Source organism: Flavobacterium sp. DW-iso2, from assembly GCF_058725285.1.
On record NZ_JBZXDY010000012.1, the window covers coordinates 43,451 to 69,703 of the forward strand.

Annotated in this window: 30 protein-coding genes; 24 read left to right on the plus strand and 6 right to left on the minus strand. The window is 35.5% G+C overall.

What is annotated here, in order from left to right; translation table 11 throughout:
- Positions 1–39: 39 nt before the first annotated feature.
- Positions 40–1,041, plus strand: a complete 1,002-nt coding sequence (gene obgE / locus AC4PRO_RS09995; RefSeq protein ID WP_492117258.1) for a GTPase ObgE — start codon at positions 40–42, stop codon at positions 1,039–1,041.
- Positions 1,042–1,226: 185 nt separating this feature from the next.
- Here obgE and AC4PRO_RS10000 read toward each other — a convergent pair whose 3' ends face one another.
- Positions 1,227–2,216, minus strand: a complete 990-nt coding sequence (locus AC4PRO_RS10000; protein WP_492117259.1) for a glycosyltransferase family protein — start codon at positions 2,214–2,216, stop codon at positions 1,227–1,229.
- Between the two features lie 231 nt (positions 2,217–2,447).
- Between AC4PRO_RS10000 and AC4PRO_RS10005 the strand changes: the two genes are divergently transcribed.
- From AC4PRO_RS10005 to AC4PRO_RS10030, 6 genes are all read left to right on the plus strand, one after another.
- Positions 2,448–3,140 carry a tetratricopeptide repeat protein gene (locus tag AC4PRO_RS10005; RefSeq protein WP_492117260.1) on the plus strand — a complete coding sequence of 231 codons (693 nt, stop codon included), beginning with the start codon at positions 2,448–2,450 and terminating at the stop codon, positions 3,138–3,140.
- Positions 3,141–3,202: 62 nt separating this feature from the next.
- A complete protein-coding gene (locus AC4PRO_RS10010) occupies positions 3,203–4,558 on the plus strand; it encodes a UDP-N-acetylmuramate--L-alanine ligase (protein WP_492117261.1) in 1,356 nt (451 codons plus the stop codon).
- An 18-nt stretch (positions 4,559–4,576) separates the two neighbouring features.
- The gene (locus AC4PRO_RS10015; RefSeq protein ID WP_492117262.1) at positions 4,577–5,035 is read left to right on the plus strand and encodes a GNAT family N-acetyltransferase; all 459 of its coding nucleotides are present in this window, start codon (positions 4,577–4,579) and stop codon (positions 5,033–5,035) included.
- A gap of 11 nt (positions 5,036–5,046) precedes the next feature.
- Positions 5,047–5,742: a RadC family protein gene (gene radC / locus AC4PRO_RS10020; protein ID WP_074724357.1), complete on the plus strand. Its 696-nt coding sequence runs from the start codon at positions 5,047–5,049 to the stop codon at positions 5,740–5,742.
- 12 nt (positions 5,743–5,754) lie between these two features.
- Positions 5,755–6,444: a YjjG family noncanonical pyrimidine nucleotidase gene (locus AC4PRO_RS10025; protein ID WP_074724356.1), complete on the plus strand. Its 690-nt coding sequence runs from the start codon at positions 5,755–5,757 to the stop codon at positions 6,442–6,444.
- Positions 6,445–6,446: 2 nt separating this feature from the next.
- Positions 6,447–7,205, plus strand: coding sequence for a hypothetical protein (locus tag AC4PRO_RS10030; protein WP_492117263.1), 759 nt, complete (start codon positions 6,447–6,449; stop codon positions 7,203–7,205).
- 70 nt (positions 7,206–7,275) lie between these two features.
- On the opposite strand, the gene AC4PRO_RS10035 is transcribed toward AC4PRO_RS10030, so the two are convergent.
- Complete coding sequence (locus AC4PRO_RS10035) at positions 7,276–8,553, minus strand: replication-associated recombination protein A (RefSeq protein ID WP_492117264.1); 1,278 nt, start codon at positions 8,551–8,553, stop codon at positions 7,276–7,278.
- A 229-nt stretch (positions 8,554–8,782) separates the two neighbouring features.
- Here AC4PRO_RS10035 and AC4PRO_RS10040 point away from each other — a divergent pair, with 229 nt between their 5' ends.
- Positions 8,783–9,562, plus strand: coding sequence for a rhomboid family intramembrane serine protease (locus tag AC4PRO_RS10040; protein ID WP_492117265.1), 780 nt, complete (start codon positions 8,783–8,785; stop codon positions 9,560–9,562).
- Positions 9,563–9,617: 55 nt separating this feature from the next.
- Here AC4PRO_RS10040 and rlmB read toward each other — a convergent pair whose 3' ends face one another.
- The 4 genes from rlmB to AC4PRO_RS10060 all read right to left on the minus strand — a co-directional run bounded on the left by rlmB (position 9,618) and on the right by AC4PRO_RS10060 (position 16,857).
- On the minus strand, positions 9,618–10,352 hold the full coding sequence (gene rlmB, locus AC4PRO_RS10045) for a 23S rRNA (guanosine(2251)-2'-O)-methyltransferase RlmB (RefSeq protein ID WP_492117266.1): 735 nt from the start codon (positions 10,350–10,352) through the stop codon (positions 9,618–9,620).
- A gap of 84 nt (positions 10,353–10,436) precedes the next feature.
- Positions 10,437–12,014 carry a SusD/RagB family nutrient-binding outer membrane lipoprotein gene (locus AC4PRO_RS10050; protein WP_492117267.1) on the minus strand — a complete coding sequence of 526 codons (1,578 nt, stop codon included), beginning with the start codon at positions 12,012–12,014 and terminating at the stop codon, positions 10,437–10,439.
- Between the two features lie 12 nt (positions 12,015–12,026).
- Complete coding sequence (locus AC4PRO_RS10055; protein WP_492117268.1) at positions 12,027–15,152, minus strand: SusC/RagA family TonB-linked outer membrane protein; 3,126 nt, start codon at positions 15,150–15,152, stop codon at positions 12,027–12,029.
- Positions 15,153–15,237: 85 nt separating this feature from the next.
- On the minus strand, positions 15,238–16,857 hold the full coding sequence (locus AC4PRO_RS10060; RefSeq protein WP_492117269.1) for a BamA/TamA family outer membrane protein: 1,620 nt from the start codon (positions 16,855–16,857) through the stop codon (positions 15,238–15,240).
- A 362-nt stretch (positions 16,858–17,219) separates the two neighbouring features.
- Between AC4PRO_RS10060 and rpsL the strand changes: the two genes are divergently transcribed.
- The 16 genes from rpsL (at position 17,220) to rplX (ending at position 26,251) form a co-directional block, all read left to right on the plus strand.
- Positions 17,220–17,603, plus strand: a complete 384-nt coding sequence (gene rpsL, locus AC4PRO_RS10065; protein ID WP_007136570.1) for a 30S ribosomal protein S12 — start codon at positions 17,220–17,222, stop codon at positions 17,601–17,603.
- Between the two features lie 73 nt (positions 17,604–17,676).
- Complete coding sequence (gene rpsG, locus AC4PRO_RS10070) at positions 17,677–18,153, plus strand: 30S ribosomal protein S7 (protein WP_074724348.1); 477 nt, start codon at positions 17,677–17,679, stop codon at positions 18,151–18,153.
- Between the two features lie 10 nt (positions 18,154–18,163).
- On the plus strand, positions 18,164–20,320 hold the full coding sequence (fusA, locus tag AC4PRO_RS10075; protein WP_074724347.1) for an elongation factor G: 2,157 nt from the start codon (positions 18,164–18,166) through the stop codon (positions 20,318–20,320).
- Between the two features lie 11 nt (positions 20,321–20,331).
- Complete coding sequence (gene rpsJ, locus AC4PRO_RS10080; protein ID WP_011963470.1) at positions 20,332–20,637, plus strand: 30S ribosomal protein S10; 306 nt, start codon at positions 20,332–20,334, stop codon at positions 20,635–20,637.
- A gap of 153 nt (positions 20,638–20,790) precedes the next feature.
- Complete coding sequence (rplC, locus tag AC4PRO_RS10085; protein ID WP_074724346.1) at positions 20,791–21,408, plus strand: 50S ribosomal protein L3; 618 nt, start codon at positions 20,791–20,793, stop codon at positions 21,406–21,408.
- Entirely contained in the window at positions 21,408–22,037 is a 630-nt protein-coding gene (gene rplD / locus AC4PRO_RS10090) for a 50S ribosomal protein L4 (protein ID WP_492117270.1), read from the plus strand. Before rplC ends, rplD begins: the two co-directional genes overlap by 1 nt.
- A gap of 6 nt (positions 22,038–22,043) precedes the next feature.
- Complete coding sequence (gene rplW / locus AC4PRO_RS10095) at positions 22,044–22,334, plus strand: 50S ribosomal protein L23 (RefSeq protein WP_074724344.1); 291 nt, start codon at positions 22,044–22,046, stop codon at positions 22,332–22,334.
- 9 nt (positions 22,335–22,343) lie between these two features.
- Positions 22,344–23,168: a 50S ribosomal protein L2 gene (gene rplB, locus AC4PRO_RS10100; protein WP_074724343.1), complete on the plus strand. Its 825-nt coding sequence runs from the start codon at positions 22,344–22,346 to the stop codon at positions 23,166–23,168.
- A gap of 7 nt (positions 23,169–23,175) precedes the next feature.
- Positions 23,176–23,454 (plus strand): 30S ribosomal protein S19, encoded by a 279-nt coding sequence (gene rpsS / locus AC4PRO_RS10105; protein WP_007136562.1) that lies wholly within the window; start codon positions 23,176–23,178, stop codon positions 23,452–23,454.
- Positions 23,455–23,460: 6 nt separating this feature from the next.
- The gene (gene rplV / locus AC4PRO_RS10110; protein ID WP_007136561.1) at positions 23,461–23,871 is read left to right on the plus strand and encodes a 50S ribosomal protein L22; all 411 of its coding nucleotides are present in this window, start codon (positions 23,461–23,463) and stop codon (positions 23,869–23,871) included.
- Between the two features lie 6 nt (positions 23,872–23,877).
- Positions 23,878–24,627, plus strand: coding sequence for a 30S ribosomal protein S3 (gene rpsC / locus AC4PRO_RS10115; protein WP_026707012.1), 750 nt, complete (start codon positions 23,878–23,880; stop codon positions 24,625–24,627).
- Positions 24,628–24,645: 18 nt separating this feature from the next.
- Entirely contained in the window at positions 24,646–25,071 is a 426-nt protein-coding gene (rplP, locus tag AC4PRO_RS10120) for a 50S ribosomal protein L16 (RefSeq protein WP_016989325.1), read from the plus strand.
- 13 nt (positions 25,072–25,084) lie between these two features.
- The gene (gene rpmC / locus AC4PRO_RS10125) at positions 25,085–25,282 is read left to right on the plus strand and encodes a 50S ribosomal protein L29 (protein ID WP_074724342.1); all 198 of its coding nucleotides are present in this window, start codon (positions 25,085–25,087) and stop codon (positions 25,280–25,282) included.
- 11 nt (positions 25,283–25,293) lie between these two features.
- On the plus strand, positions 25,294–25,554 hold the full coding sequence (gene rpsQ / locus AC4PRO_RS10130) for a 30S ribosomal protein S17 (protein ID WP_074724341.1): 261 nt from the start codon (positions 25,294–25,296) through the stop codon (positions 25,552–25,554).
- Between the two features lie 2 nt (positions 25,555–25,556).
- Complete coding sequence (gene rplN, locus AC4PRO_RS10135; protein WP_007136556.1) at positions 25,557–25,925, plus strand: 50S ribosomal protein L14; 369 nt, start codon at positions 25,557–25,559, stop codon at positions 25,923–25,925.
- An 11-nt stretch (positions 25,926–25,936) separates the two neighbouring features.
- Positions 25,937–26,251 carry a 50S ribosomal protein L24 gene (gene rplX, locus AC4PRO_RS10140; RefSeq protein ID WP_074724340.1) on the plus strand — a complete coding sequence of 105 codons (315 nt, stop codon included), beginning with the start codon at positions 25,937–25,939 and terminating at the stop codon, positions 26,249–26,251.
- The last annotated feature ends 2 nt before the right edge of the window (positions 26,252–26,253 follow it).

Below are 26,253 nucleotides of genomic sequence, written 5' to 3' on the forward strand. Positions count from 1 at the left end.
AGTGCTGAATACTGCAGCTCAACATTGAATATTTAAAAGATGACAGAGGGAAATTTTGTAGATTACGTAAAAATATTTGTTTCATCCGGTAAAGGAGGAAAAGGATCTACGCATTTACATAGAGAGAAATTTATTGAAAAGGGAGGTCCTGATGGAGGTGATGGAGGTCGTGGGGGACACGTATATCTAGTAGGAAACAAAGGACTTTGGACTTTATTTCACCTTAAGTTTGCACGTCATATCAAAGCTGGAAGCGGCGGTGATGGTAGTGGGGACAGAAGTACAGGAGCTGATGGTGAAGATAAATTCATTGAAGTGCCCTTAGGTACTGTTGTAAAAGACAAAGAAACTGGTGAAACCTTGTTTGAAATCACTGATGATGGAGAGAAACAAGTCTTGTCCAGAGGGGGTAAAGGAGGTTTAGGAAACTGGCACTTTAGAAGTTCTACAAACCAAACTCCAAGATATTCGCAACCTGGATTACCAGGAACGGAGATGGACGTAATTCTAGAGCTTAAAGTTTTAGCAGATGTAGGTTTAGTAGGTTTCCCAAATGCAGGAAAATCAACACTATTGTCTGTTCTAACATCAGCTAAACCAAAAATTGCTGATTATCCGTTTACAACTTTAAAACCAAATCTTGGAATTGTAGCCTACAGAGATTTTCAATCTTTTGTAATTGCAGATATTCCGGGGATTATAGAAGGTGCTGCAGAAGGAAAAGGATTAGGACATTATTTCTTGAGACATATCGAAAGAAATTCAACGCTATTATTCTTAGTTCCTGTGGATACGCCAGATATTAAAGGAGAGTATGATATTTTGGTAAACGAACTAACAAAGTACAACCCAGAAATGCTTGATAAAGAACGTATGGTTGTTATCTCTAAATGTGATATGCTGGACGATGATCTAAAAGCAGAACTGAAAGAAGAATTAGACGTTTCCTTCAAAGGTATTCCTTATATGTTTATTTCCTCTGTTGCCCAGCAAGGATTAACAGAATTGAAAGACAAACTTTGGAAAATGTTGAATGATTAATCTAAAGTCTGATTATATTAAAAACCACTAATAAGTATTGACTTGTTAGTGGTTTTTTTTTTGGATGAGGGATAGTAGTGAAAATCCTTTTTTAAGGGCTTTTTTTGCCCTAAAAAAGATTGTAGCGAATAGCCCGACCCGCTTTTTAGCGGGACAGCCCCAAATAAAAAGTAGTCGGGAGTTTCTTAGTCTTTGTAAGTGTCAAATAGATATTGCAATGTTTCAGGAATGTTATTGGCTTTTATTTGAGGGTTTAAAGTTTCAGTGTTTAGCCAGTTCTCGATTATTAAATTAAAGTCATCGTCTACCTCATAAACAACTGGAACGCCCAGTTTTTTTAATGCCGCGGCATTGCATTCTTGTTCATAGTGATTCCTTATGGGGATGCTAAGTATTTTCTTCTCGAGGTATAATGCCTCAGCCGGAGTTTCAAATCCGCCACCTGTTATTATACCGTGGCAGCTTATTAGACTTTTATTGAAGCTTTTTTGATGTACGGGGTAATACGTGATATTGCCAATGGTATGCGTGACTGTAACATCACTGAGAAACCAATGAAATTGTACGTCGCTTACTTTATTGAACGCTTTTTCTAAACAATCTTTGTCAAACGAGGGAAGGTAGACGGTGAGGTGATTTAAATTTGTAGGTGTAGCTTCTATTATATTGTCTTTTATAATGGGCGGAAGGATAAAGGAGTCGTATTTTTTAAAGTGTAATCCAATATTTTTGGACGAAGAAGCGTAGTGTTTTAGTATCATTTCCCCCATCAGACTTTTTTTCTCCGGTCTAGGTGTTTCTTTAGAAATAAAACTGGCTTGATGTCCAAATTGTACCGAGTGTACATTTTGTAATTTACAGGCAAGGGAAGTAATGGAATCAAAATCATTGATAACGACGTCATACGCTTTTAAAGGAAGTGCATCAGCTTCTTTATACATTTGTCGAGGTCTGATATTTTTTACAATGTCCCAGTAATCGAGACCGCCACATTTGCTGTAATGAAGGCTACATCCTTTGCTTTTAAATTTTATAGGCAGCTCAATGTCTAAAGTTGCATTATTGCCACTTAAAAAAAAGTCTACAGATCCGAATTTCTTTAAATAAGGGTACAGTTGTATAGCTCTACTTATATGTCCGTTACCGGTAGCTTGAATTGCGTAAAATATTTTCATATATCGTTATTGTAATAAATTAGATCAAAATTTCAGGTTAGGTAAGTATGCGTTATTGAAATGTTTTTTAGATCTGTATTAGGACAGATTTCGGTTGTAAATTTACATGCCCCATGTTATCTTAGGATTGTTTTAAGTTTTCCATTTCATTACAATTTCAATTCGGGCAGCCTATTTTTATAAGTTTGTTAAAACTTTTCTAATCCTTTAAAATTTCCTTATTTTTGAAAAATGAAACAAATTGTATTACTCTTTTTATTCTTTCCAATGATGATTTGGTCGCAATCTAATTTTGACAAAGCAGAAAAATTATTCAAAGAGGAGAAGTACGAACAGGCGCAACCCATTTTTGAAGTATTGTTAAAAACGGATCCAACTAATTTAAAAATAATTGAGTATTTGGGTGATATCGCAGGAAGTCTTAAGTCGTGGGAAGAAGCAATCCGTTATTATGAAAAACTGAAGGATTTAAAGCCTACGGAGGCAAATTATTTTTATAAATATGGAGGTGCAACTGGGATGCGTGCTTTGGAAGTAAATAAATTTAGAGCGCTTGGAATGATCGACGAGATTAGAGAATCTTTCGAAAAAGCAATAAAACTGGACCCAGGACATATTGATTCCAGATGGGCTTTGGTTGAATTGTACATGAAATTGCCAAGGATTGTGGGAGGAAGTGAAGGTAAGGCTATACGATATTCGAATGAATTGTTAAAGTTGTCGCCAATTGATGGTTATATGTCAAGAGGCCGTATCGAAGAATATTATAAAAGATATCATTCAGCAGAGTTACAATACAAAAAAGCAATTGCTATTGGGGGCTCTGTAAGAAGCTATCAAATGCTCGCTGACTTATATAAAAATAAGATGAATCAACCGGAAAGAGCCAGAATAACCTTAGAAGACTTAAAGAAGAGAAATTAGATCAGTAAATAATATTTTATCTGATTAAATTAAAGTACAAACGCATAATCGAATTAATATAAATGAGAACACATTTCATCGCCATAGGAGGGAGTGCTATGCACAACCTAGCATTAGCATTACATAACAAAGGATATAAAGTAACAGGAAGTGACGATGCGATCTTTGAACCCTCTAAATCACGTCTCGATAAAAAAGGAATTTTACCAGCTGAATTGGGTTGGTTCCCAGAAAAAATCACAAATGATATTGAAGCAGTAATTTTGGGAATGCACGCTAAAGCGGATAACCCAGAGTTATTGAAAGCACAGGAATTAGGACTTAAAATTTATTCCTATCCTGAGTTTTTATATGAACAATCCAAAAACAAAACACGTGTAGTTATAGGTGGTTCTCATGGTAAAACAACCATAACATCGATGATTCTTCATGTGATGCATTACCATGATATTGCTGTTGATTATATGGTAGGGGCACAATTAGAAGGTTTTGATACGATGGTTCATCTTACCGAAGAAAATGATTTTATCGTTTTAGAAGGAGATGAGTATTTGTCTTCGCCAATTGATAGAAGACCAAAATTCCATTTGTACCAACCAAACATCGCATTGATATCAGGAATCGCATGGGATCATATCAATGTCTTTCCTACATATGAGAACTATGTAGAACAGTTTGAGATATTTGTCGAAAAAATTACCCGTGGCGGTATTTTAGTTTACAATGAAGACGATGCAGAAGTGAAGCGTGTAGCTGAAGCAGCGATAAACCCAACTCGAAGATTACCCTATACTACTCCAAATTATAAAGTAGAGAACGGAACGACTCTGTTAGAAACTCCCGAGGGAGATATGCCCATTGAAGTTTTTGGTGCTCATAATCTAAATAATTTGGCTGGAGCCAAATGGATTTGCCAAAATATGGGCGTTGATGAAGCTGATTTCTATGAAGCGATTGCTAGTTTTAAAGGAGCTTCAAAACGATTAGAAAAAATTGCTGAAAGTAAAACTACAGTAGCCTATAAAGATTTTGCCCATTCACCAAGTAAGGTGGCCGCTACGACTAAAGCGGTAAAAGAACAATACCCAGATAGAACATTAGTAGCTTGTTTAGAATTGCATACCTACAGTAGTTTGAATTCAGAATTTTTAAAAGAATACGAAGGAGCATTAGAATATGCAGATGTTGCCGCTGTTTTCTATTCTCCAGATGCGGTAAAAATCAAACAACTGGAAGAAGTGACTTATGATCAAATTGCACAAGCTTTTAATAGAAAAGACTTGATTATCTATACAAATCCAAAAGATTTTAAAGACTATTTATTTAATTTGAATCTGGATAATTCAGCATTGCTATTGATGAGTTCAGGAAATTATGGCGGATTGAATTTTGAGGAGGTAAAAGGACTGATTGAGTAATTTTTCAAGGTACTACAAATGAAGAATGACATAAGAATCAGTAGAACGACCAGTGAAAATACAGATTTCATAAGTTTAGTAGCAGTATTAGATGAAAGTCTATGGGAACGGTATCCAGAGCTAAAATGGGATTATTGGGGAAATAACATTTTAGAAATCAATCCTAATGTAGTCATTATATATATTGATAATAAGGCAGTTGCTTGTGGGTGTTTCAAGAAAAAGAACGAAAATACAATTGAAATAAAGCGTATGTTTGTTTTGCCAGAAGCTAGAGGTAAGGGTTTTGCCCAAAATATCTTGCGGGAACTAGAACTATTAGGTGTGGAGTTGGGTTTTTCTTTTTCAGTTTTAGAAACCTTATACAAGCAGACAGAAGCTATTGGTATGTATGAGAAATGTGGATATACAATAGTTGATAATTATGAGCCTTATGTGGGTTTGAAAAATAGTATTTGCATGCGGAAACAAATTTAAAGAATTAGCCAATGTCTGAAAACGCTTTTTTCCCTATTACTAATTGGTCCGAAGACGATAAACCACGTGAAAAGCTAATGCTGAAAGGCAAAAGTGCGCTGAGTGATGCCGAATTAATCGCTATTTTAATTGGTTCTGGAAGTCGGAATGAAACGGCGGTAGATTTAAGTAAAAGGATTTTAAAGAGTGTGGACAATAATCTGAATGCATTAGGGAAGTTGTCTATTTCTCAATTAATGAATTTTAAAGGGATAGGGGAGGCCAAAGCCATTTCTATTATTGCCGCTTTAGAATTAGGGAGGAGAAGAAGGTCAGAAGATGCGGTCGAATTGATTAAAATTACTTCTAGTAAAATGATTTTCGAGATTATGCAGCCTATAATTGGTGAATTGCCGCATGAGGAATTTTGGATCGTTTATTTGAATAATTCAAATAAGATTTTATCAAAAGCGCAATTGAGTAAAGGTGGAATAACAGGAACTTTGGTTGATGTACGATTGGTTTTTAAAACAGCACTTGAAATGGGAGCAACTGGACTAATACTATGTCACAACCATCCGTCAGGTACTTTGGTGCCAAGTGAAGCAGATAAGCAAATTACCAAGAAATTAAGAACTGCCGGAGACAGCCTAGAAATAAAAGTATTGGATCATTTAATAGTGACTGATTTTGGTTATTTTAGTTTTGTTGACGAAGGAATATTTTAAAAAAAAAGTATAATGAAAATTACGAATATAAAAGATGTCTTTTTTGACTTAGATCATACACTTTGGGACTTTGATAAAAATTCAGAGATGACCTTTGAAGGGATCTTTCAAAGAAATCACCCCGAAGTAGAAATTAAGATATTCATTGAAAAATACGTGCCCATAAATCAAGCTTGTTGGAAGTTGTATCAATACGATAAGATTTCACATGAGGAATTGCGTTACAATAGATTGAAGCATTCTTTTGATGCAATCAACTATTCCGTTTCTGATGCGCAAATTGAAAGTATTGCCGAGGAGTATATTCAATTATTGCCAGAGAATAACCATTTGTTTGATGGGACTTTTGAAATTTTGAACTATTTAAATGAAAATTATAAGCTGCACATCATCACTAATGGTTTTGCAGATGTGCAACATAGAAAAATCAAAAATTCTAAGTTGCATGACTATTTTCATACCGTTACAAATTCTGAAATGGCCGGAGTTAAGAAGCCAAATCCTATTATTTTTGAATACGCATTAGATTTGGCCAAAGCCAAAAAAGAAAATAGCATCATGATTGGCGATTCTCTGGATGCAGATATACAAGGAGCTCTGGATATGGGACTAGACGCTATCTTTTTTAATGAAAATAAGACGCAGGTTGGTGATGATATCAAGCAAGTTAACCATTTATTAGAACTAAAAAAATATTTATAATTATGAAAAAGTATATTCTTTTTATTGCATTATTTGTTACAGTGTGCTCTTTCGCTCAATCTGTGAATGATTACAAAGCGGTTATTGTGCCTTTGAAATATGAGTTTATGAAATCAGAAAATCAGTACCGTCTTACAACCTTGTCAAAATTCAATTTAAAGAAAGCTGGTTTTGAAGCTTTTTATAGCAATGAAACAACGCCAAAGGGGTTTAGCGAAAGATGTGATTTGTTGTATTTTGATTTGGAAAAAGAAAGTGGTTTTTTAGTTACTAAACTTTTCATTACTTTAAAAGACTGCAATGGAAAAATCATTTTTCAATCAGTTACCGGAAAAAGCAGAGAAAAAGATTATGAAGCGGCTTATGCAGAATGCTTAAATCAGGCTTTTGCTTCTTTACAAGCTTTAAATTATAAATATAATGACAGTAAAGCTGCATCGAAGGCCGTAGTTAAATCAATCGCAGAAGAAGTAATCGAAGGAAGAGCAGTGGCAGTAGAGGAAGTTGCTGTTGGTGGTAAGGAAAATCAATCAGATACAGGAGTCAAATACCTATACGCGCAGCCCATCGTTAATGGATATCAATTAGTAGATAGTACACCAAAAGTGGTCATGAAAGTGTTTAAAACATCGAGTCCTAGTTGCTATATTGCTGAGAAAGGGGAAGATCAGGGAGTTTTAATTGCTAAAGGTGCAGAGTGGCTTTTTCAATATTATAAAGATGAAAATTTAATTTCAGAAAAAATCCCAGTTAAATTTTAAATACATTTAAAATCAAATAAATAAGGTTCTAAGAAGTACATCTAAGTGGTACTTCTTAGAACTTTTTTCATTAATAACCATATTTGTCTTTCCAACGGTTTTTTAAAAATTCTCTGGTTGTGTTTTCTCTGGAATTGTTACCAGGAACATATATGGGAGTATTTTTGACGGCATCAGGTAAAAATTCCTGATCGGCAAAATTATTAGCAAAATCATGCGAATATTTATACTCGTCACCATATCCTAATTCTTTCATTAGTTTAGTAGGTGCATTTCGCAAATGGATAGGAACGGGTAGGTCACCAGTCTGTTTAACGAGTTGTTGGGCAGTTCCAATGGCTAGATAAGAAGCGTTACTTTTTGGAGAAGTAGCTAAATAAACCGCACATTGGCTTAGGATGATTCGGCTTTCTGGGTAGCCAATGGTGGCAACTGCTTGAAAAGTATTGTTAGCCATTATAAAAGCAGTAGGGTTTGCGTTTCCAATATCTTCACTTGATAGAATAAGCATACGTCTGGCTATGAATTTGACGTCTTCTCCACCTTCTATCATTCTGGCGAGCCAATAAACAGCTCCATTAGGATCACTTCCCCGAATTGATTTTATAAATGCCGAAACGATATCATAATGTTGTTCGCCACTTTTGTCATATAGAACGGTATTTTGCTGTACCAGTTCAAAAACCCTGTCATTGGTTATGATGATATCATTCTCAGCGGAGGCATTTACGACCAGTTCAAATATATTCAATAACTTACGTCCGTCGCCGCCAGAAAGTCGCAATAGCGCCTCTGTTTCCTTTAATTTAATGTTTTTAGACGCCATAAAAATATCCGTTTTCAAAGCGCGTTGTAATAAAGACTCTAAATCGTCCTTTGTAAAAGCATTTAAGATATATACTTGGCAGCGCGATAATAAGGCAGGAATAACCTCAAAGCTCGGGTTTTCGGTTGTGGCACCTATTAACGTGATCCATCCTTTTTCAACGGCGGCTAATAAAGAATCTTGTTGTGATTTGCTAAAACGATGAATTTCATCTATAAATAAAATCGGATTCTTAGTAGTGAAAAGACCGCCGCTCTGTTTCGCTTTTTCGATGACATCCCGAATATCCTTCACCCCTGAATTGATGGCGCTTAAAATATAAAAAGGACGTTTTGATTCTTGCGCAATGATTTGTGCTAAGGTCGTTTTCCCCGTTCCCGGTGGTCCCCATAGTATTAGCGAAGGGATGATTCCTTTTGCTATTTGTTGCGTCAATGAACCATTTGGCCCCACAAGATGGGATTGACTGATGTAATCTTCTAGTTTTTGCGGACGTATGCGTTCTGCTAATGGTGCTTCCATCGTGTAAAATTACTATTTTTATTTGAAGCTATTCCAGCTCTTCACTATATCTTTTGTTTCGTTAAGAAACGAAACAAAAGGATGCCGTTTCGATCTGGGCTAGTTTTGTATAGTGTATTTCAAGAGCTAGTGTATTTCATTTTTAGATAGGTTTCCACATTATCTGACAAAATAGCATTAAATTGCTTTTGGATATATATTTGAGTTAGGTTATGGATATAAAAATACTATGATAGACAATCAATTTAAATTTACTAATGCTGTTGTAGGCGTGCCACTTTTTTTTGTGCTATTCCTTTGGTTTGTGTATTGGTTGGAAATACGCTTTGGTTTCGATTTTGATAAAAACGGAATCTATCCGCGTACCTTATCTGGATTGCAAGGTGTCTTTTTTAGTCCATTCATTCATTCAGATTTGAACCATCTTTATAATAATTCAATGCCCTTGCTTGTGCTGTTGGCAGCTTTGCAATTTTTTTACGCAAAACAATCATATGCAGTCATCGGCTATGGCATTTTATTTAGTGGAATCCTTACGTGGTTGATTGGTAGGTCAAATTATCATATTGGTGCCAGTGGGTTGGTATATGTTTTAGTGGCGTTTATTTTTTTTAAAGGAATTTTGAGCCAGTATTACCGCTTAGTAGCATTGTCGCTAACTGTTATAATACTATATGGAGGTGTTCTTTGGTATGTATTCCCAAAGGTAGATGATACTATTTCGTGGGAAGGACATTTAGCAGGATTGATAACAGGAGTAGTGCTTTCCTTTGTTTACAAAACGCCTGAATATACGAAGCCAATAAAATACGATTGGGAGAAAAGCGATTTTAATCAGTCAGAGGATAAGTTTATGCAACGATTTGACGAAAACGGTAATTTTGTGAATCTGCCAAAAGTAGAAGAAGTGGAGGAGCCACAGTCAAATCTAAGCTATTTTACTTCAAATTGTGCTGTTGCGTATACTGTCGTAGAAAATAAAAAAAACGAATCAGAACCAAAGTCCTAATTCGTTTATATATTACTCTACTATTTGCTAGTTCCCCTAGGGGAGCTAGGAGGAATTAAATTCTTTGTCGTACCGCTTCGTATAAAAAAGCACCACAAGCAACCGATACATTTAAAGAACCTATGGTTCCAAACATGGGTAATTTTGCTTTTTCGTCGACAATTTTCAAAACAGATGGGTTTACTCCACGATCTTCGGATCCCATTATGATGGCTACAGGCTCGTTTAAAGAGATGTCATAAATAGTGGTATCTGTCTTTTCGGTAGCGGCAACCGTTTTTATTCCACTTGCTTGCAAAAGAAAGATGGCGTCTTTTATATGTTCTACTTTACAAATCGGGATGTTAAACACCGCTCCTGCTGATGTCTTTACAGTATCTCCATTTACGGGTGCCGATCCTGCTTTTTGAACAATAATTCCGTTTACCCCAGTACATTCAGCTGTTCTGATAATAGCACCAAAATTACGTGCATCTGATATTTGATCCAAGATAAGGAATAATGGTTTTTTTCCGTTTTCAACCACAGTATCAATCAAGGTCTCTAGATCAAAAAAAGAAATAGGAGAGATACTTGCTACGGCGCCTTGGTGGTTGTTAGGTGTTAATCTGTTTAATTTTTCTACAGGAACATAGGAGAAGTTTACATTGGCACGCTTCATCACTTTCATTAAGTCTTTCATCAATTCGCTGCTCGCTTCTTTTTGAATATAGACTTTGTCTACTGTTGTCCCCGCTTGAATAGCCTCGATTATTGCTCTAATCCCAAATATTTGATGTTCTTTTTCCATGATGCAAATATAGGTATAATGTTTTTATAAAAAAAAACCACTCCGATTGAACGGAGTGGTTAATATTTTAATTTGAGTTATAAATTATTGTTTAGCCCAGATTAATTTTGTGTCTAATTTATCACCTCCAATTGCAGTAGCTGCAGCAGCAAGATTGTCGCCGTTTAACTGCGATAAGTTAACTGGGTAAGTGAATCTTGCAGGAATAGCTGTTAAGTTATTTAACGCCTTGAAAGTGTACGTTGTTTCACCGTCAACTGCATTGTTAAATTTGTAAGTTCCTTCTGGTTTAAGAAGAGTATTTGGATAACCAGTTCTTCTGTACTCAGAAAATGCTTCGTAAGGTTGCATGAATAAAGCAATGTATTTTTGAGTAATTACATTCTCCATGTTTGCAATAAGCAAAGTGGCAACATAAGTGTTAATTTTTGCAGTAGCAACGCCCCAACGTTCCATAGAAGCTCTTACTCCTTTTTGGTAGTTTACTAGGTTCCAACTATTGTTTTCAGATAACAAAAACTCTACTTCAGCATATTCCATCAAGATCTCAGTATAGTCTTGTTTTAAAACATTTGAACTCCAGTAAGAAGTACCTGTTCTTTGACTAGCTGCCTGAGCACTAGTAATACCGTAAGGCATACCAACATATTGTGTCAAATCATCAGTTTCCACATATGTTTTTGCTTTAACTGAAGCTTTACTAGCGGTTTTTGGTGCTGCATACTTTTGTAATCTTGGATCAACTCCAAAAGTACCTAGCTCTCCCTTTAGTAAGTCAACAAAGGTATTTGCTATTGCAAAATCAGTTCTGTTTGTAATAAAGAAGTCTCTGTAAAATGGACTAGGGTTAATATCAGTTGCTTCATATTTAACACCAACATTGTCAGCGTTAGAAGTCATAACTCCGCTAGCAATAGCATCCGTAATATGCGCCTCAGCTCCTGGAACTACACCTTTAACTCTATTTGCAATACGCAATCGTAATGAATTTGCGAATTTTTTTAGTTTTGCAGGAGTTTTAAAAAGTTGGTCACCTGTAGTAAAAACTTTTGCCTCTGTCGTTACAACCATTGCAGCTGCTTCTTTCAATTCTTTCATAAGATCTGTATAGATCTTTACTTGAGAAACAAATTTTGGTTTTTCAAATTGTGCCAATTGCAATGCTTGAAAATCTGCGTCATTGTTTCCGTAAGAATAATAAGGAACATCGCCATAAGCCTCTACTAATTGCAAAAAAGTATAAGCTAACATAACTCTTGCCGCAGCAATTTGGTTGTTGTTATTTCCGTAGGTTGAATTCACTTCTTTTGTAGCAGGATTCGTATTTAAATCAATTACAGTTTTAAAGTCTTTTGCCAATAAATAGTAATCTCTGTACAAGTTTGAGTTTGTTCCTTCTCTAAATTGGAACCTATCTTCCTCCGTGTAGTTTCTTTGAGCAGAATATTGCACCCAAGGTAACGCCATTCTCCCAGAAGAAAAGCTTCCTCTTGAGTCATCTGTCAGAGAGACTGAAGCATCATTGAAGAATGCGTATGCTGGAATACTGTTAACAGCAGGAGAGTTAGGATTTATGTTAAAGTCTTCTAATTGATCACTACAACTTACAGTAGTTGTAAGTAACGCTGTAATCGATAATATCGATATAATTATTTTTTTCATCTTGATTTTTTTTTAGAATTTAAATTCTAGATTCATTCCGTATGTTCTAGTTGATGGTAAAGAACCACCTTCAAGACCTTGAGTATTACCACTACCATAAGATGCCATCTCTGGATCCATTCCGTCCCAAGCTAATCCCCATGTAAATAAGTTTCTAGCAAACAAAGAGAATCTAACATCAGTAAATAATGAACCAATAATATTTTTAGGTACGCTGTATCCAAGTGTAACTTCTCTTAATTTTATGTAATCAGCATCAAATACGTTCATTGCATCAAGTCCGTAATGTTGTTGAGCCCAAGCTTGGCCAGGTAAAACAGAAGTGTTTTTAGTTCCATCTTCGTAAACTGCATCTACAATGATTCCGTTTTCTCTAATTCCATTAGCAGCTGTTGCTTCTAGCATACCTGCGTAAGAACCCCACATGTGAGTAGTAGAAAAATAACTACCTCCTTTTTGGATGTCAATTAAGAAGCCGAAAGTTAAGTTTTTGTATTTGAAGGCATTTCTAATCCCCATGTTGTAATCTGGCGTAATTGTACCTAATGATTTTCTAGCTGTAGGAATGTAAGCTCCATCAGCATCAACTACTTTATTTCCGTTAGCATCATAAGTAAAGTCAGTTCCATAAATTTGACCATATGGTTGTCCTGTTACTGCTAATAATGTTGCTTGAAATGGAGCTGAACCAATGATTAACTCGTTAAGTCCAGGAGATAATTCAAGTAATTTGTTATTGTTTTTGGCAAAGTTCCAAGTTATATCCCATCTAAAATCTTCTGTTCTTACTGGATTAAGAGTTAATGAAGCTTCAAAACCTTTGTTTTGTAATTGACCAGCGTTTTTAAGTGCAAATATACCTCCAACTGCCGGGTCAACTTGAACAGGTGTAATTAAATCAGTTGTAAGTACATCATAGTATGAAAAGTCTAATCCAACTCTTCTGTTGAATAAGCTTAATTCTAATCCAATCTCTTTAGTCGTTTTTAATTCAGGAACTAAATTAGGGTTAGCAGCTGTATTTGGAAAGCTGTATCTGATGTCACCGTTATAAGGAGTGTCAGCTAGTCCGTTATCAGATGTTCTGTATGGAAGAGTAGCATTACCTGCTTGAGCCCAACCTCCTCTAATCTTACCGTAATTTAACCAAGATATATCAGTTAATTCTGAAAAAATAAAACTTCCAGTTACAGAGGCGTAATTTACATCTTTATTAACGGTACTAAACCAGTCGTTTCTATCAGTTACCTCTAAGAATAAGAAATCATCATACCCTAATGAAAGGAAACCGTAAACACTATTTGTTCTTGTTTTCTCTTCGTAATTCGTTGATTGTGCAGCAGTTGAACTATTCGATAAGTTGTAGATGTTAGGAAGAACTAATCCTCCAATAGTTTCTCCAGTAACTCTTGTTAAGTTATAGCTTCTTCTGTTAACTCCAGCAAATGCATTTACACTAAACTTATCTAGTCTTTTGTCGAAATGCAAACGACCTTCGTAATTAAAATCTGTTAAAGTTCTTGCTGTAGTTGAAAAGCTAGATGTCGCTTGAGAACCAATTGCAACTCTTTCGTTGATGTTTAAAGAGTAAGTGTCTCCATATACGTTACCTACTGCGTATAAATCAGGTGTGATGGTATAAGTAAGTTTTCCATTACCATAAACTCTGTTTCTTGTATCAGCAGAAGTGTTCTCATTTATAATCCAATATGGATTATCTGAGTAGTTTGGAATAGCGTTGTCAAAAGCAATTCTATTCCATGATCTTTGTGATCCATTAGATAATTTGTAGTCTTTCAGAACGTTGTAGTCTAGTTGTCTTTGACCCCATTGAAAGAATTTTTGAGCTAAACCATTATCACCGTATCCAACTTCTGGTCTGTTAAAACCTCTTGTTTGAACGTAAGTCATCATCCCTTCAACTTTAAGCCTATCTGTTAATTTTGCGTTAGCATTAAGAGAAAATGTGTTCTTAGTTAATGTAGAATTTGGAATAATACCCTCTGTTTTTTGATTGGCATAAGAAAATCTAACGCCTGAATCTAGAGCTGCCTTCGTGAATGATACAGAATTGTTTCTTGTAATTCCTGTGTTGAAGAATGATTCAACACCGTTCTTTGGAGCTACCCAAGTGCGTTCTTTTAAATAATCATCAGCAAACTCTGGATCAAAAGCATTCCAAGGTAAGTATTTTAAGTTTGTATCATATTTAGGCCCCCAGCTTTCATCAGTTGCATAGTCAGCAACGTTGTAGGTTTGACCATTGATAGTTTCTTGTTGGAAAGTCGTTGAGCTACCACCACCATATTCGTTTTGTAGTTTTGGCATGATGTTAATACTTTCAAATGTAATTCCAGTATTTACAGATATTTCAGCTTTTCCACTACCTTTCTTAGCTGATTTTGTAGTATAAAGAATTGCACCGTTACCTGCTCTATTTCCGTAAAGAGCAGCAGCTGGTCCTCCTTTTAATACAGTAACTGACTCGATGTCGTCTGGATTAATATCTGCAGAAGCATCTCCGTAATCTCTACCACCAGCACCTCTTTGGGTATTGTTTGTGTTGAAGTTTCCGTTATCTAAAGGGATACCATCAATTACAATTAAAGGTCTGTTTTCTCCTGTTGTAGATCCAATTCCTCTAAGTACAATTCTAGTAGAACCTCCCATTGTAGATGGAGCAGTTACTTGTAAACCGGCAACGTTACCAGACAAAGCTGAAATTGCATTGTTTGACCCTCCTTCGCTTAGGGTGCTACCTGAAACCTCTTGTACTGCGTAGCTTAAAGATTTTTTCTCTCTTTTTATTCCTAATGCAGTAACTACAACTCCTTCTAGCTCTACTGCGCTACCTGTCATTTTAACATTGATAGATGATGAAGTAGCTTCTAATGATTGAGATTTCATCCCAATGTAGCTAAAAAGTAATACCTGATTTGGCGATGCTTTAATGGTGTATCTTCCATCAAAATCAGTTTGTGTTCCGGATTTAGTTCCTTTAACTAATACACTCACACCTGGTATAGGCATTCCTGTATTGTCAGAAACAACTCCCGTCACAGCTCTCTCTTGCGCAAAAGTTAGTTGCGCCATAAGTACTACTAGTAGTACTAAGATTCCATTGAACTTTAGTTTCATTTTTAATTATTTTGAATTAGTTTTACAAAACTCTTAATAATTTGTTAACAATCCTAATAAAATAAAAGCTTTTTTTTGGGGGATGTTAAAATTTAACATTATAACTTATATGGATGATTGTGTTGGAAAACAGTGTTTTTTTGAGTTCTGAACTACCATTTACCATTGCTATTTTTAGTAACCCATTACTGGTTTTAAGGCCAATTCCAATTCCGATACCAACTAGATTTGTGTTTTTATTGAACTTATTATCTTCGATAAGGGTTTGTAACCTGCAGTAATCTAGTATTGTATGAGCATAAAGTGTAGGGGAGAGCATATGGCGGTACTCTGTAAGGATAGAATTCATGAAATTTGCTGCTAAGCTGTTTTCTGCAAATCCTCTAATAGTATTTATTCCTCCAAAGCGGTACAATTCATTGTTAATATAGGTGGAGCTATGTAAATAATAATTTTGTGTTTTTATGTTAAGGCTATTGTTGTTGTTTATATAAAAGTTATGCATTGCTTGTAGTTCTGCAAAAAATTGGTTTGATTGGTCTGTGATTTCTGTCTGATTGGTTGTTTCTCTTTTTCCTATACCCATTTTAAGAAGAAGAGTTGATTTTTTTAAAAACAATGGGTTTTCATAGTCGTATTTCGAATATTCCAAATTGCTGGTTGCAAATGCACTCTTATAATCTTTTATGATGGTGTTGTTAATATTTTGTATGTCGCTTGAAGTTGTTGTTTGGTACCCCAAATAGAGCCGTGTTGTATAATTTACAAAATAGCTTATGTTGATTTCGGTCTTGGTATTTTGAAAAGTAGTATCTTGTTTGAAAATGTTTAATTGTGCTTTTAGTCCAATAGGACTTTTAAATAAGTAGGGCAATTCTACTGAGGCGTTAAATGTTGTTTGTTTGTTCCCATCGCTTTTCCAGTAAAGTGAAAACTGTTCGCCAACTTTTAGGGTGTTTTCTAAAGCTAGGTCGAGGTAGCCGTTGAATGTTATTTTTTTATTATCATTATTGTTGAATCCAATGAAGCCGTCAAAAGTATTTGACTTTCTTTTTTCTAAATAGACAAAGATTTTTGTAGTGTCTTTTGTAAATAGTATTTCTGGGTATTTTGTTTGATTTACAAAACCAAATTTTGCAAAGTCATTGTGTATTTTGCTTATTATTTCTTGGTTGAAAGTTTTATTTTTGAATTTCCGATTGAGTTGTATTAAATGTCCTTTCGGAAAATTGTTGTTTTGTTCATTTTTCGCATATTGTATTACAATTTCATTTAATTTTCTCTTGGTTTCTGATATGAGTTGTAGTTCTGCGAAAAGGAGATTTCCTTTTTGCTGCATATTTGTTAGTTTTAGTTTGGCTAGTGAATATCCTTTTTCTTCTAAAATGTTAATGTTTTGTTTTAAAAAACCTGCTATTTCTGAATATGGTACGATAATGCTGTCGTTGATTGTTTTTAAGGAGAGCAATTCGGCGACGATTTTTTCTTTTCCTGTATATAAGTGTATAGATTTGATTCTTATTCCTAAATGGAATTTTGCTAAATAGATCGAGTCGTTTAATTTATACTGTTTAATTATTTGATTTCGAAGATATCCTAGTGCTGATAATTTAGTAGAGGTTGTTTCTATTTCCGAGGCTACAGATTGTATGTTTGGGTGTTTTATTGTATATTTTAAAGAATCTAATATTTGGGTCTCGCGCATAGTGTTGCCTGTTAATTGTAATTCGAAATTTTGGGAATTGCAATTTAAGCTAAAGATAAGCAGTAAGATATGTAGTAAGAAATATTTCAATTAGAATTAAGTTTTTATAAAAGTACTGCAAATATCGAATGTTTGTAATAAAAATCAAACAGCTAATTGATGATGCTAAAATAGTCCTCGAGGGGTTATGTTGTTTCTTCAGGTTAACGGATAAAGTAGATTCTTTATTCCGTTAAATAACAAATGTTTACTGAAATTAAAAATTAGTGAATTAAGATTTGTGGAGTGAAAAATATTTCATACATTTGCAACCCCGTAAAAAGCGGGAATTAAATATACATAATAAATTTTTAGTATTAATTATGCCAACAATTCAACAATTAGTAAGAACAGGAAGAACTCAGATAACTAAGAAGAGTAAATCGGTTGCTTTAGATTCTTGTCCTCAAAGAAGAGGGGTTTGTACGCGTGTTTACACTACAACACCAAAAAAACCAAACTCTGCAATGCGTAAAGTAGCGCGTGTACGTTTGACAAATGGTAATGAAGTAAATGCATACATCCCTGGTGAAGGACACAATTTACAAGAGCACTCGATAGTATTAGTTAGGGGTGGAAGGGTAAAAGATTTACCAGGAGTTAGATATCACATCGTTCGTGGTGCACTTGATACGTCAGGAGTAGCAGGAAGAACACAAAGGAGATCTAAGTACGGAGCAAAACGCCCAAAAGAAGCAAAAAAGTAATTTAAAACGTTATTCTTGTAGCAACGCGATTTTTCGTGATGGTAGAGGCGTAGTATTTTATTAAAAAAAAGACATGAGAAAAAGAGCGGCAAAGAAAAGACCACTTTTACCAGATCCGAGGTTTAACGACCAATTGGTAACGCGTTTTGTGAACAACTTAATGTGGGACGGTAAGAAATCAACAGCTTTTAAAGTATTTTATGATGCAATTGACATTATAGAATCAAAAAAGCAAGATGCAGAAAAACCATCATTAGACATTTGGAAAGATGCTTTAGCAAACGTTATGCCTCACGTAGAAGTACGTAGTCGTAGAGTAGGTGGAGCTACATTTCAAATTCCAATGCAAATTAGACCAGACAGAAAAATTTCTATGGCAATGAAGTGGTTAATACTTTATGCAAGAAGAAGAAATGAAAAGTCTATGGCTCAAAGGTTAGCTTCAGAATGTTTAGCTGCGGCTAAAGAAGAAGGAGCTGCTGTTAAGAAAAGAATGGATACTCACAAAATGGCAGAAGCTAACAAAGCATTCTCTCACTTTAGATTTTAATTCATAAGAAATGGCTAGAGACTTAAAATATACAAGAAATATAGGGATTGCTGCTCACATTGATGCTGGTAAAACAACAACAACAGAACGTATTCTTTTTTATACTGGTAAATCACACAAAATTGGTGAGGTGCACGATGGTGCTGCAACAATGGACTGGATGGCTCAAGAGCAAGAAAGAGGTATTACAATTACTTCTGCTGCTACAACTTGTGAGTGGAATTTTCCAACTACACAAGGAAAGCCTTTACCGGAAACTTTGCCTTATCACTTTAATATTATTGATACTCCGGGACACGTTGATTTTACTGTAGAGGTGAATCGTTCATTGCGTGTATTGGATGGTTTGGTGTTCTTGTTTAGTGCTGTTGATGGTGTTGAGCCTCAATCAGAAACTAACTGGAGACTTGCGGATCAATATAGAGTTCCTCGTATCGGTTTTGTAAACAAAATGGATAGACAAGGATCTAACTTTTTGATGGTATGTCAACAAGTAAGAGATATGTTGAAATCAAACGCAGTTGCAATCACTTTACCAATTGGTGAAGAAAATGATTTCAGAGGTGTTGTGGATTTGGTAAAGAACCAAGCTATTGTATGGCATGAGGAAGGTTTAGGGGCAACTTATGATATTGTGCCTATTCCTGAAGATATGCTTGAAGAGGTTAAAGAATACAGATCGATTCTTATTGAAGCAGTAGCTGATTATGATGAGACTTTGCTTGAAAAATTCATGGAAGATGAAAACTCTATTACAGAGGAAGAAATCAACATTGCATTAAGAGCGGCTGTTATGGACATGGCTATCATTCCGATGATTGCTGGTTCTTCTTTTAAAAACAAGGGTGTTCAATTTATGTTGGATGCAGTTTGTAAATACTTACCTTCTCCAATGGATAAAGATGGTATCGAAGGGATTCATCCTGATGATGCTGAATTATTAGAAGAAGATCAAACTAAAATTTTGCGTAAGCCAGATGTTAAAGAGCCATTCGCTGCTTTAGCTTTTAAGATTGCTACAGATCCTTTCGTAGGACGTTTGGCTTTCTTCCGTGCTTATTCAGGACGTTTAGATGCAGGTTCTTATGTTTTGAACACTCGTTCAGGAAACAAAGAAAGAATCTCGAGAATATACCAAATGCATGCTAATAAGCAAAACCCAATCGATTATATCGAAGCAGGTGATATTGGAGCAGCAGTAGGATTTAAAGATATTAAAACTGGAGATACATTGTGTGATGAAAAACACCCAATTATCCTAGAAAGTATGAAATTCCCTGCACCGGTAATTGGTATTGCAATTGAGCCTAAAACTAAAGCTGATGTGGATAAAATGGGTATGGCTTTGGCTAAATTAGCTGAAGAAGATCCTACGTTTACAGTTAGAACAGATGAGGCTTCAGGGCAAACTATTATTTCTGGTATGGGTGAGCTTCACTTAGATATCTTAGTAGATAGAATGCGTCGTGAATTCAAAGTTGAAGTAAATCAAGGTGAGCCTCAAGTTGAATACAAAGAAGCTTTTACAAAAACTGCAATTCATAGAGAAACATACAAAAAACAATCAGGAGGTCGTGGTAAATTCGGTGATATCGTGTTTAAACTTGAGCCAGCTGATGAAGTGGACGGTAAAGTTCCTGTTGGTTTACAGTTTGTTAACGCCGTAAAAGGTGGTAACGTGCCTAAGGAATATATTCCTTCTGTAGAAAAAGGTTTTAGAGAAGCTATGAAAACGGGTCCTTTGGCTGGTTATCAAGTGGATAGTTTAAAAGTGACTTTAACTGATGGATCTTTTCACCCTGTCGATTCTGATGCACTCTCTTTTGAGTTAGCAGCAAGAATGGGGTATAGAGAAGTTGCTAAGGCTGCAGGTGCTGTTATTCTTGAACCAATCATGAAAATGGAAGTTATTACGCCAGAAGAAAACATGGGAGATATCGTAGGTGATATCAACCGTCGTAGAGGTCAGGTTAATGATATGGGTGATAGAGCTGGTGCTAAAACTATTAAGGCTGATGTGCCATTATCAGAGATGTTTGGTTATGTTACAACATTAAGAACACTGTCATCTGGTAGAGCAACATCTACTATGGAATTTTCACATTACGCGGAAACGCCTTCTAATATTTCAGAAGCAGTAATCAAAAAAGCAAAAGGAAACGCTTAATCTTTAAGAAAATGAGTCAAAAAATCAGAATAAAACTAAAATCTTACGATCACATGTTGGTAGACAAGTCTGCTGAGAAGATTGTAAAAACGGTTAAGAGTACCGGTGCAGTAGTAACAGGACCAATTCCATTACCAACTCACAAAAAACTTTTTACAGTACTACGTTCTCCGCACGTTAACAAGAAAGCGAGAGAGCAATTTGAAGTAATGTCATACAAGAGATTGATTGATATTTATTCATCTTCATCTAAAACTATTGATGCTTTAATGAAATTAGAATTGCCTAGTGGAGTTGAAGTAGAGATCAAAGTTTAAGGATTTACTTAAGAGTAAAAAGGGCACTTTGTTTAAGTGGAAATTTTTTTTGGTTTGTGTGTAAATAAGTTATACTTTTGCACCACTTTAAAAATGAGTTCCACTTAAATGATGTGTTCTATTTTTATATTTAATAATTAATAATTAATATTTATGTCTGGGTTAATTGGTAGAAAAATCGGCATGACTAGTATTTTCGATGAAAACGGGAAGAATATTCCTTGTACAGTAATTGAAGCTGGTCCTTGTGTTGTTACCCAAGTCAGAACCATTGGTGTTGACGGGTACGAAGCGTTGCAACTAGGTTTCGATGACAAAAACGAGAAACATTCCACAAAAGCGGCTTTAGGTCACTTTAAAAAAGCGGGAACTGTAGCTAAGAAAAAAGTCGTTGAATTCCAGAATTTTGCAACAGAACAAAAACTAGGAGATCTTATAGATGTTTCTATGTTTGTTGAAGGAGAATTTGTAGATGTACAAGGTGTATCTAAAGGTAAAGGTTTTCAGGGGGTTGTAAAACGTCACGGTTTTGGTGGTGTTGGTCAAGCGACTCACGGTCAACATAACCGTTTAAGAGCGCCAGGTTCTGTAGGAGCTTCTTCTTATCCATCTAGAGTATTCAAAGGAATGCGTATGGCTGGAAGAATGGGAGGAGAAAATGTAAACGTTCAAAACCTTAGAGTTTTAAAAGTAGTTACTGAAAAGAACCTACTTGTTATAAAAGGATGTGTTCCTGGATGTAACAACTCTTATGTAATCATTCACAAGTAATGGAAGTAAAAGTATTAGATTTAAACGGAAAAGATACTGGAAGAAAGGTTGAACTTTCTGATTCAGTATTCGCAATTGAACCAAATAATCACGCAGTATACCTTGATGTTAAGCAATATTTAGCTAATCAAAGACAAGGAACGCACAAAGCAAAAGAAAGAGCTGAAGTAGCGGGAAGTACACGTAAGATTAAAAAACAAAAAGGAACTGGTACTGCTCGTGCGGGTAGTGCAAAGAATCCATTGTTTAAAGGTGGGGGAACAGTTTTTGGACCTAGACCAAGAAGTTATTCATTTAAATTGAATAAAAGCTTGAAACGTTTAGCAAGAAAATCTGCGTTCTCAATGAAAGCAAAAGAATCAAATATTATCGTTCTTGAAGACTTTAATTTTGAAACACCAAACACTAAAAATTTCATTAATGTTTTGAAAGCTTTAGAGTTAGAAAATAAAAAATCTCTATTTGTGTTGGGCGATGCGAATAAAAATGTATATTTGTCGTCACGTAATTTAAAGGCGTCTAATGTTGTAAGTAGCTTAGAATTAAGCACTTATGCTATATTAAATGCTAATAACCTAGTTCTTTTAGAAAGCTCTTTGGAGATAATTGAAGAAAATTTAAGTAAATAATAGGATATGAGTATCATAATTAAACCTATAGTAACGGAAAAAGTAACCAAAGAAAGTGAAGTTTTAAACCGCTTCGGATTCGTTGTTAACAAAAAAGCAAATAAAGTTGAGATTAAGAAAGCTATTGAAGCTGCTTATGGTGTAACTATTTTGAGTGTTAACACGATGAACGTAAGACCGGATAGAACTACAAAATACACTAAAAGTGGTTTAATCAGTGGAAAGACTAATGCAATTAAAAAAGCAATTGTTCAAGTACAAGACGGAGAAACAATTGATTTTTACAACAATATCTAAGATAGAAAAATGTCAGTAAGAAAATTAAAACCTATTACCCCAGGTCAGCGATTTAGAGTTGTGAATGGTTATGACGCCATTACAACTGATAAGCCGGAACGCTCTTTGATAGCGCCGATAAAAAACTCTGGAGGTAGAAATAGTCAAGGAAAGATGACCATGCGTTATACGGGTGGTGGTCACAAGCAGAGATATCGTATCATTGATTTCAAAAGAACAAAGGAAGGAATTCCTGCGACAGTAAAATCAATTGAATATGATCCAAATCGTACTGCATTTATCGCATTGTTAGCTTATGCTGATGGTGAGAAAACTTATGTTATTGCTCAAAACGGATTGAAAGTAGGTCAGAAATTAGTTTCTGGTCCAGAATCTCAACCGGAAATTGGTAATGCATTGCCGTTAAGCAGAATTCCATTAGGAACTGTAATATCTTGTATTGAGTTAAGACCAGGGCAAGGAGCAGTAATTGCTCGTTCTGCTGGAACATTTGCTCAATTAATGGCAAGAGACGGGAAATATGCAACAATCAAAATGCCTTCAGGAGAAACAAGATTAATCTTGTTGACTTGTGCTGCTACGATTGGAGCTGTTTCTAATTCAGACCACCAATTAGTTGTATCTGGTAAAGCAGGTAGAACAAGATGGTTAGGTAGAAGACCTAGAACAAGACCTGTTGCAATGAACCCTGTCGATCACCCAATGGGTGGTGGTGAAGGACGTTCTTCTGGTGGACATCCACGTTCAAGAAATGGAATACCAGCAAAAGGTTATAGAACTCGTTCTAAGAAAAACCCGAGTAACAAGTATATCGTAGAACGTAGAAAGAAATAATTAAGATATGGCACGTTCATTAAAAAAAGGACCTTTCGTTCATTATAAGTTAGACAAGAAAGTTCAGGAAAACATCGCAGGTGGGAATAAAGGAGTTGTAAAGACATGGTCTAGAGCTTCTATGATTACTCCAGACTTTGTTGGACAAACTATCGCAGTTCATAACGGTCGTCAATTTGTACCAGTTTACGTAACAGAAAACATGGTAGGTCACAAATTAGGAGAGTTTTCACCAACTAGATCTTTTAGAGGTCATGCTGGAGCAAAAAATAAAGGTAAAAAATAAGAAGCAATGGGAGTTCGTAAAAGAGAAACAGCAGATGCGAGAAAAGAGGCTAATAAGTCTATTGCTTTCGCAAAATTGAATAACTGCCCTACTTCACCTAGAAAAATGCGCTTAGTAGCGGACTTGGTAAGAGGTCAGAAGGTAGAGAGAGCATTAAACATCTTAAGATTTAGTTCTAAAGAAGCTTCAAGAAAATTAGAGAAATTGGTTTTATCTGTTATTGCCAACTGGCAAGCAAAAAACCCTGATGCTAATATGGAAGAAGCAGGTTTATTTGTTAAAACGATTACAGTAGATGGTGGAATGATGTTGAAAAGACTTCGTCCAGCTCCACAGGGTCGTGCGCACAGAATAAGAAAACGTTCTAACCACGTGACAATCGTGTTAGGATCTATTAATAACACACAAGCAATTTAATACAAGATGGGACAAAAGACAAATCCAATTGGAAATAGACTTGGTATCATCAGAGGATGGGACTCAAACTGGTATGGTGGAAATGATTATGGTGATAAACTTGCCGAAGATCATAAAATCAGAAAGTATATCCATGCTCGTTTATCAAAAGCTAGTGTATCAAAAGTAATCATCGAGAGAACTTTGAAACTTGTAACCGTTACTATCACTACTGCTAGACCCGGTATCATTATCGGAAAAGGTGGACAAGAGGTAGACAAGTTAAAAGAAGAACTTAAGAAAATTACTGACAAAGAGGTTCAAATCAACATCTTTGAAATCAAAAGACCTGAACTTGACGCGTATCTAGTTGCTACAAGCATCTGTCGTCAAATCGAAAGCCGTATTTCTTACAGACGTGCAATCAAAATGGCTATTGCTGCTTCTATGCGTATGAACGCTGAAGGTATCAAAGTTTTGATTTCTGGTCGTTTGAATGGTGCTGAGATGGCACGTTCAGAAGGTTTCAAAGAAGGAAGAGTTCCTTTATCAACTTTCAGAGCCGATATTGATTATGCATTAGCTGAAGCGCATACTACTTATGGTAGAATGGGTATCAAAGTGTGGATCATGAAAGGTGAAGTTTACGGAAAGAGAGATCTTTCTCCGCTTGCTGGAATGGACAAGAAACAATCTGGCGGAAAAGGTGGAGATTCTCCTCGTGGAAAATCTAACTTTAATAAAGGTGGAAAACCAGACGCTCGTAAAAGAAAGTAATTTTTAAATTAAAGAAAAATGTTACAGCCTAAAAGAACAAAATACCGTAAGGTACAAAAAGGTAAAATGAAAGGGAACTCTGGAAGAGGGCATGAACTTTCTAATGGAATGTTTGGTATTAAATCTGTACATGAAGATGGAATGTTTCTAACTTCTCGTCAAATTGAAGCTGCGCGTATCGCTGCAACTCGTTTCATGAAAAGAGAGGGGCAATTATGGATCAAAATATTTCCAGACAAACCAATTACTAAGAAACCTCTTGAGGTACGTATGGGTAAAGGTAAAGGTGCAGTTGAGTATTGGGCTGCCGTTGTTAAACCCGGAAGAATTATGTTTGAAGTTGGAGGAGTTCCTTTGTCAGTTGCAAAAGAGGCGTTACGTCTTGCAGCTCAAAAGCTTCCAGTAAAAACTAAGTTCGTTGTTGCTAGAGATTTCGAAGCATAATCTATATTATATTATGAAACAATCAGAAATAAAAGATCTTTCTGCAGCGGAGTTGCAAGAGAAGCTTAGTTTGACTAAGAAAACATATGCTGACCTAAAAATGGCTCATGCTATATCACCAATTGAGAACCCGCTTCAAATTAGAAGTGTAAGAAGAACAGTTGCGAGATTAGCGACAGAGCTAACTAAAAGAGAATTGCAACAACTGTAATCTGCTGAAAGATGGAAGAAAAAAGAAATTTAAGAAAAGAAAGAGTTGGTGTTGTAACTTCTGACAAAATGGATAAATCTATTGTTGTTGCTGAAGTACGTAGAGTAAAACACCCGTTATACGGTAAGTTCGTGTTGAAAACTAAAAAGTATCATGCACACGACGAAACGAACGACTGTAACATTGGAGATACTGTAAGGATTAGCGAAACGCGTCCTTTAAGTAAAACTAAATGTTGGAGGTTAGTTGAAATCCTAGAAAGAGCTAAATAATTATGGTACAACAAGAATCAAGACTAAAAGTAGCAGATAACACAGGAGCTAAAGAAGTTTTAACTATCCGTGTTTTAGGAGGTACCAAAAGAAGGTATGCTTCAGTTGGTGACAAGATTGTAGTTTCTATCAAAGATACAACTCCTAACGGAAGCGTTAAAAAAGGAGCTGTTTCAACTGCAGTTGTTGTACGTACCAGAAAAGAAGTGAGAAGAGCCGATGGTTCTTATATCCGTTTCGATGACAATGCATGTGTTCTTTTGAACGCTGCAGGGGAAATGAGAGGAACTCGTGTTTTTGGACCAGTAGCAAGAGAACTTCGTGAAAAACAATTCATGAAAATTGTATCATTAGCACCTGAAGTGCTTTAATTCGTTTTAAGATGATAAAGCTAAAAATAAAAACAGGCGACATTGTAAGAGTAATAGCTGGAGACCATAAAGGTTCTGAAGGTAAAGTATTGCGTGTTGACCGTGAGAAAAACAAAGCGATTGTTGAAGGTGTAAACATGGTTTCAAAACATACGAAACCAAGTGCAAAAAGCCCTCAAGGTGGTATTGTGAAAAAAGAAGCTGCTATTCAAATTTCTAATCTTTCTCTAATTGATCCTAAAACAAAGGAAGCAACAAGAGTTGGAATTAGAGTTGAAGGAGATAAGAAAGTAAGATTTTCAAAAAAATCTAATCAAGTACTATAGTA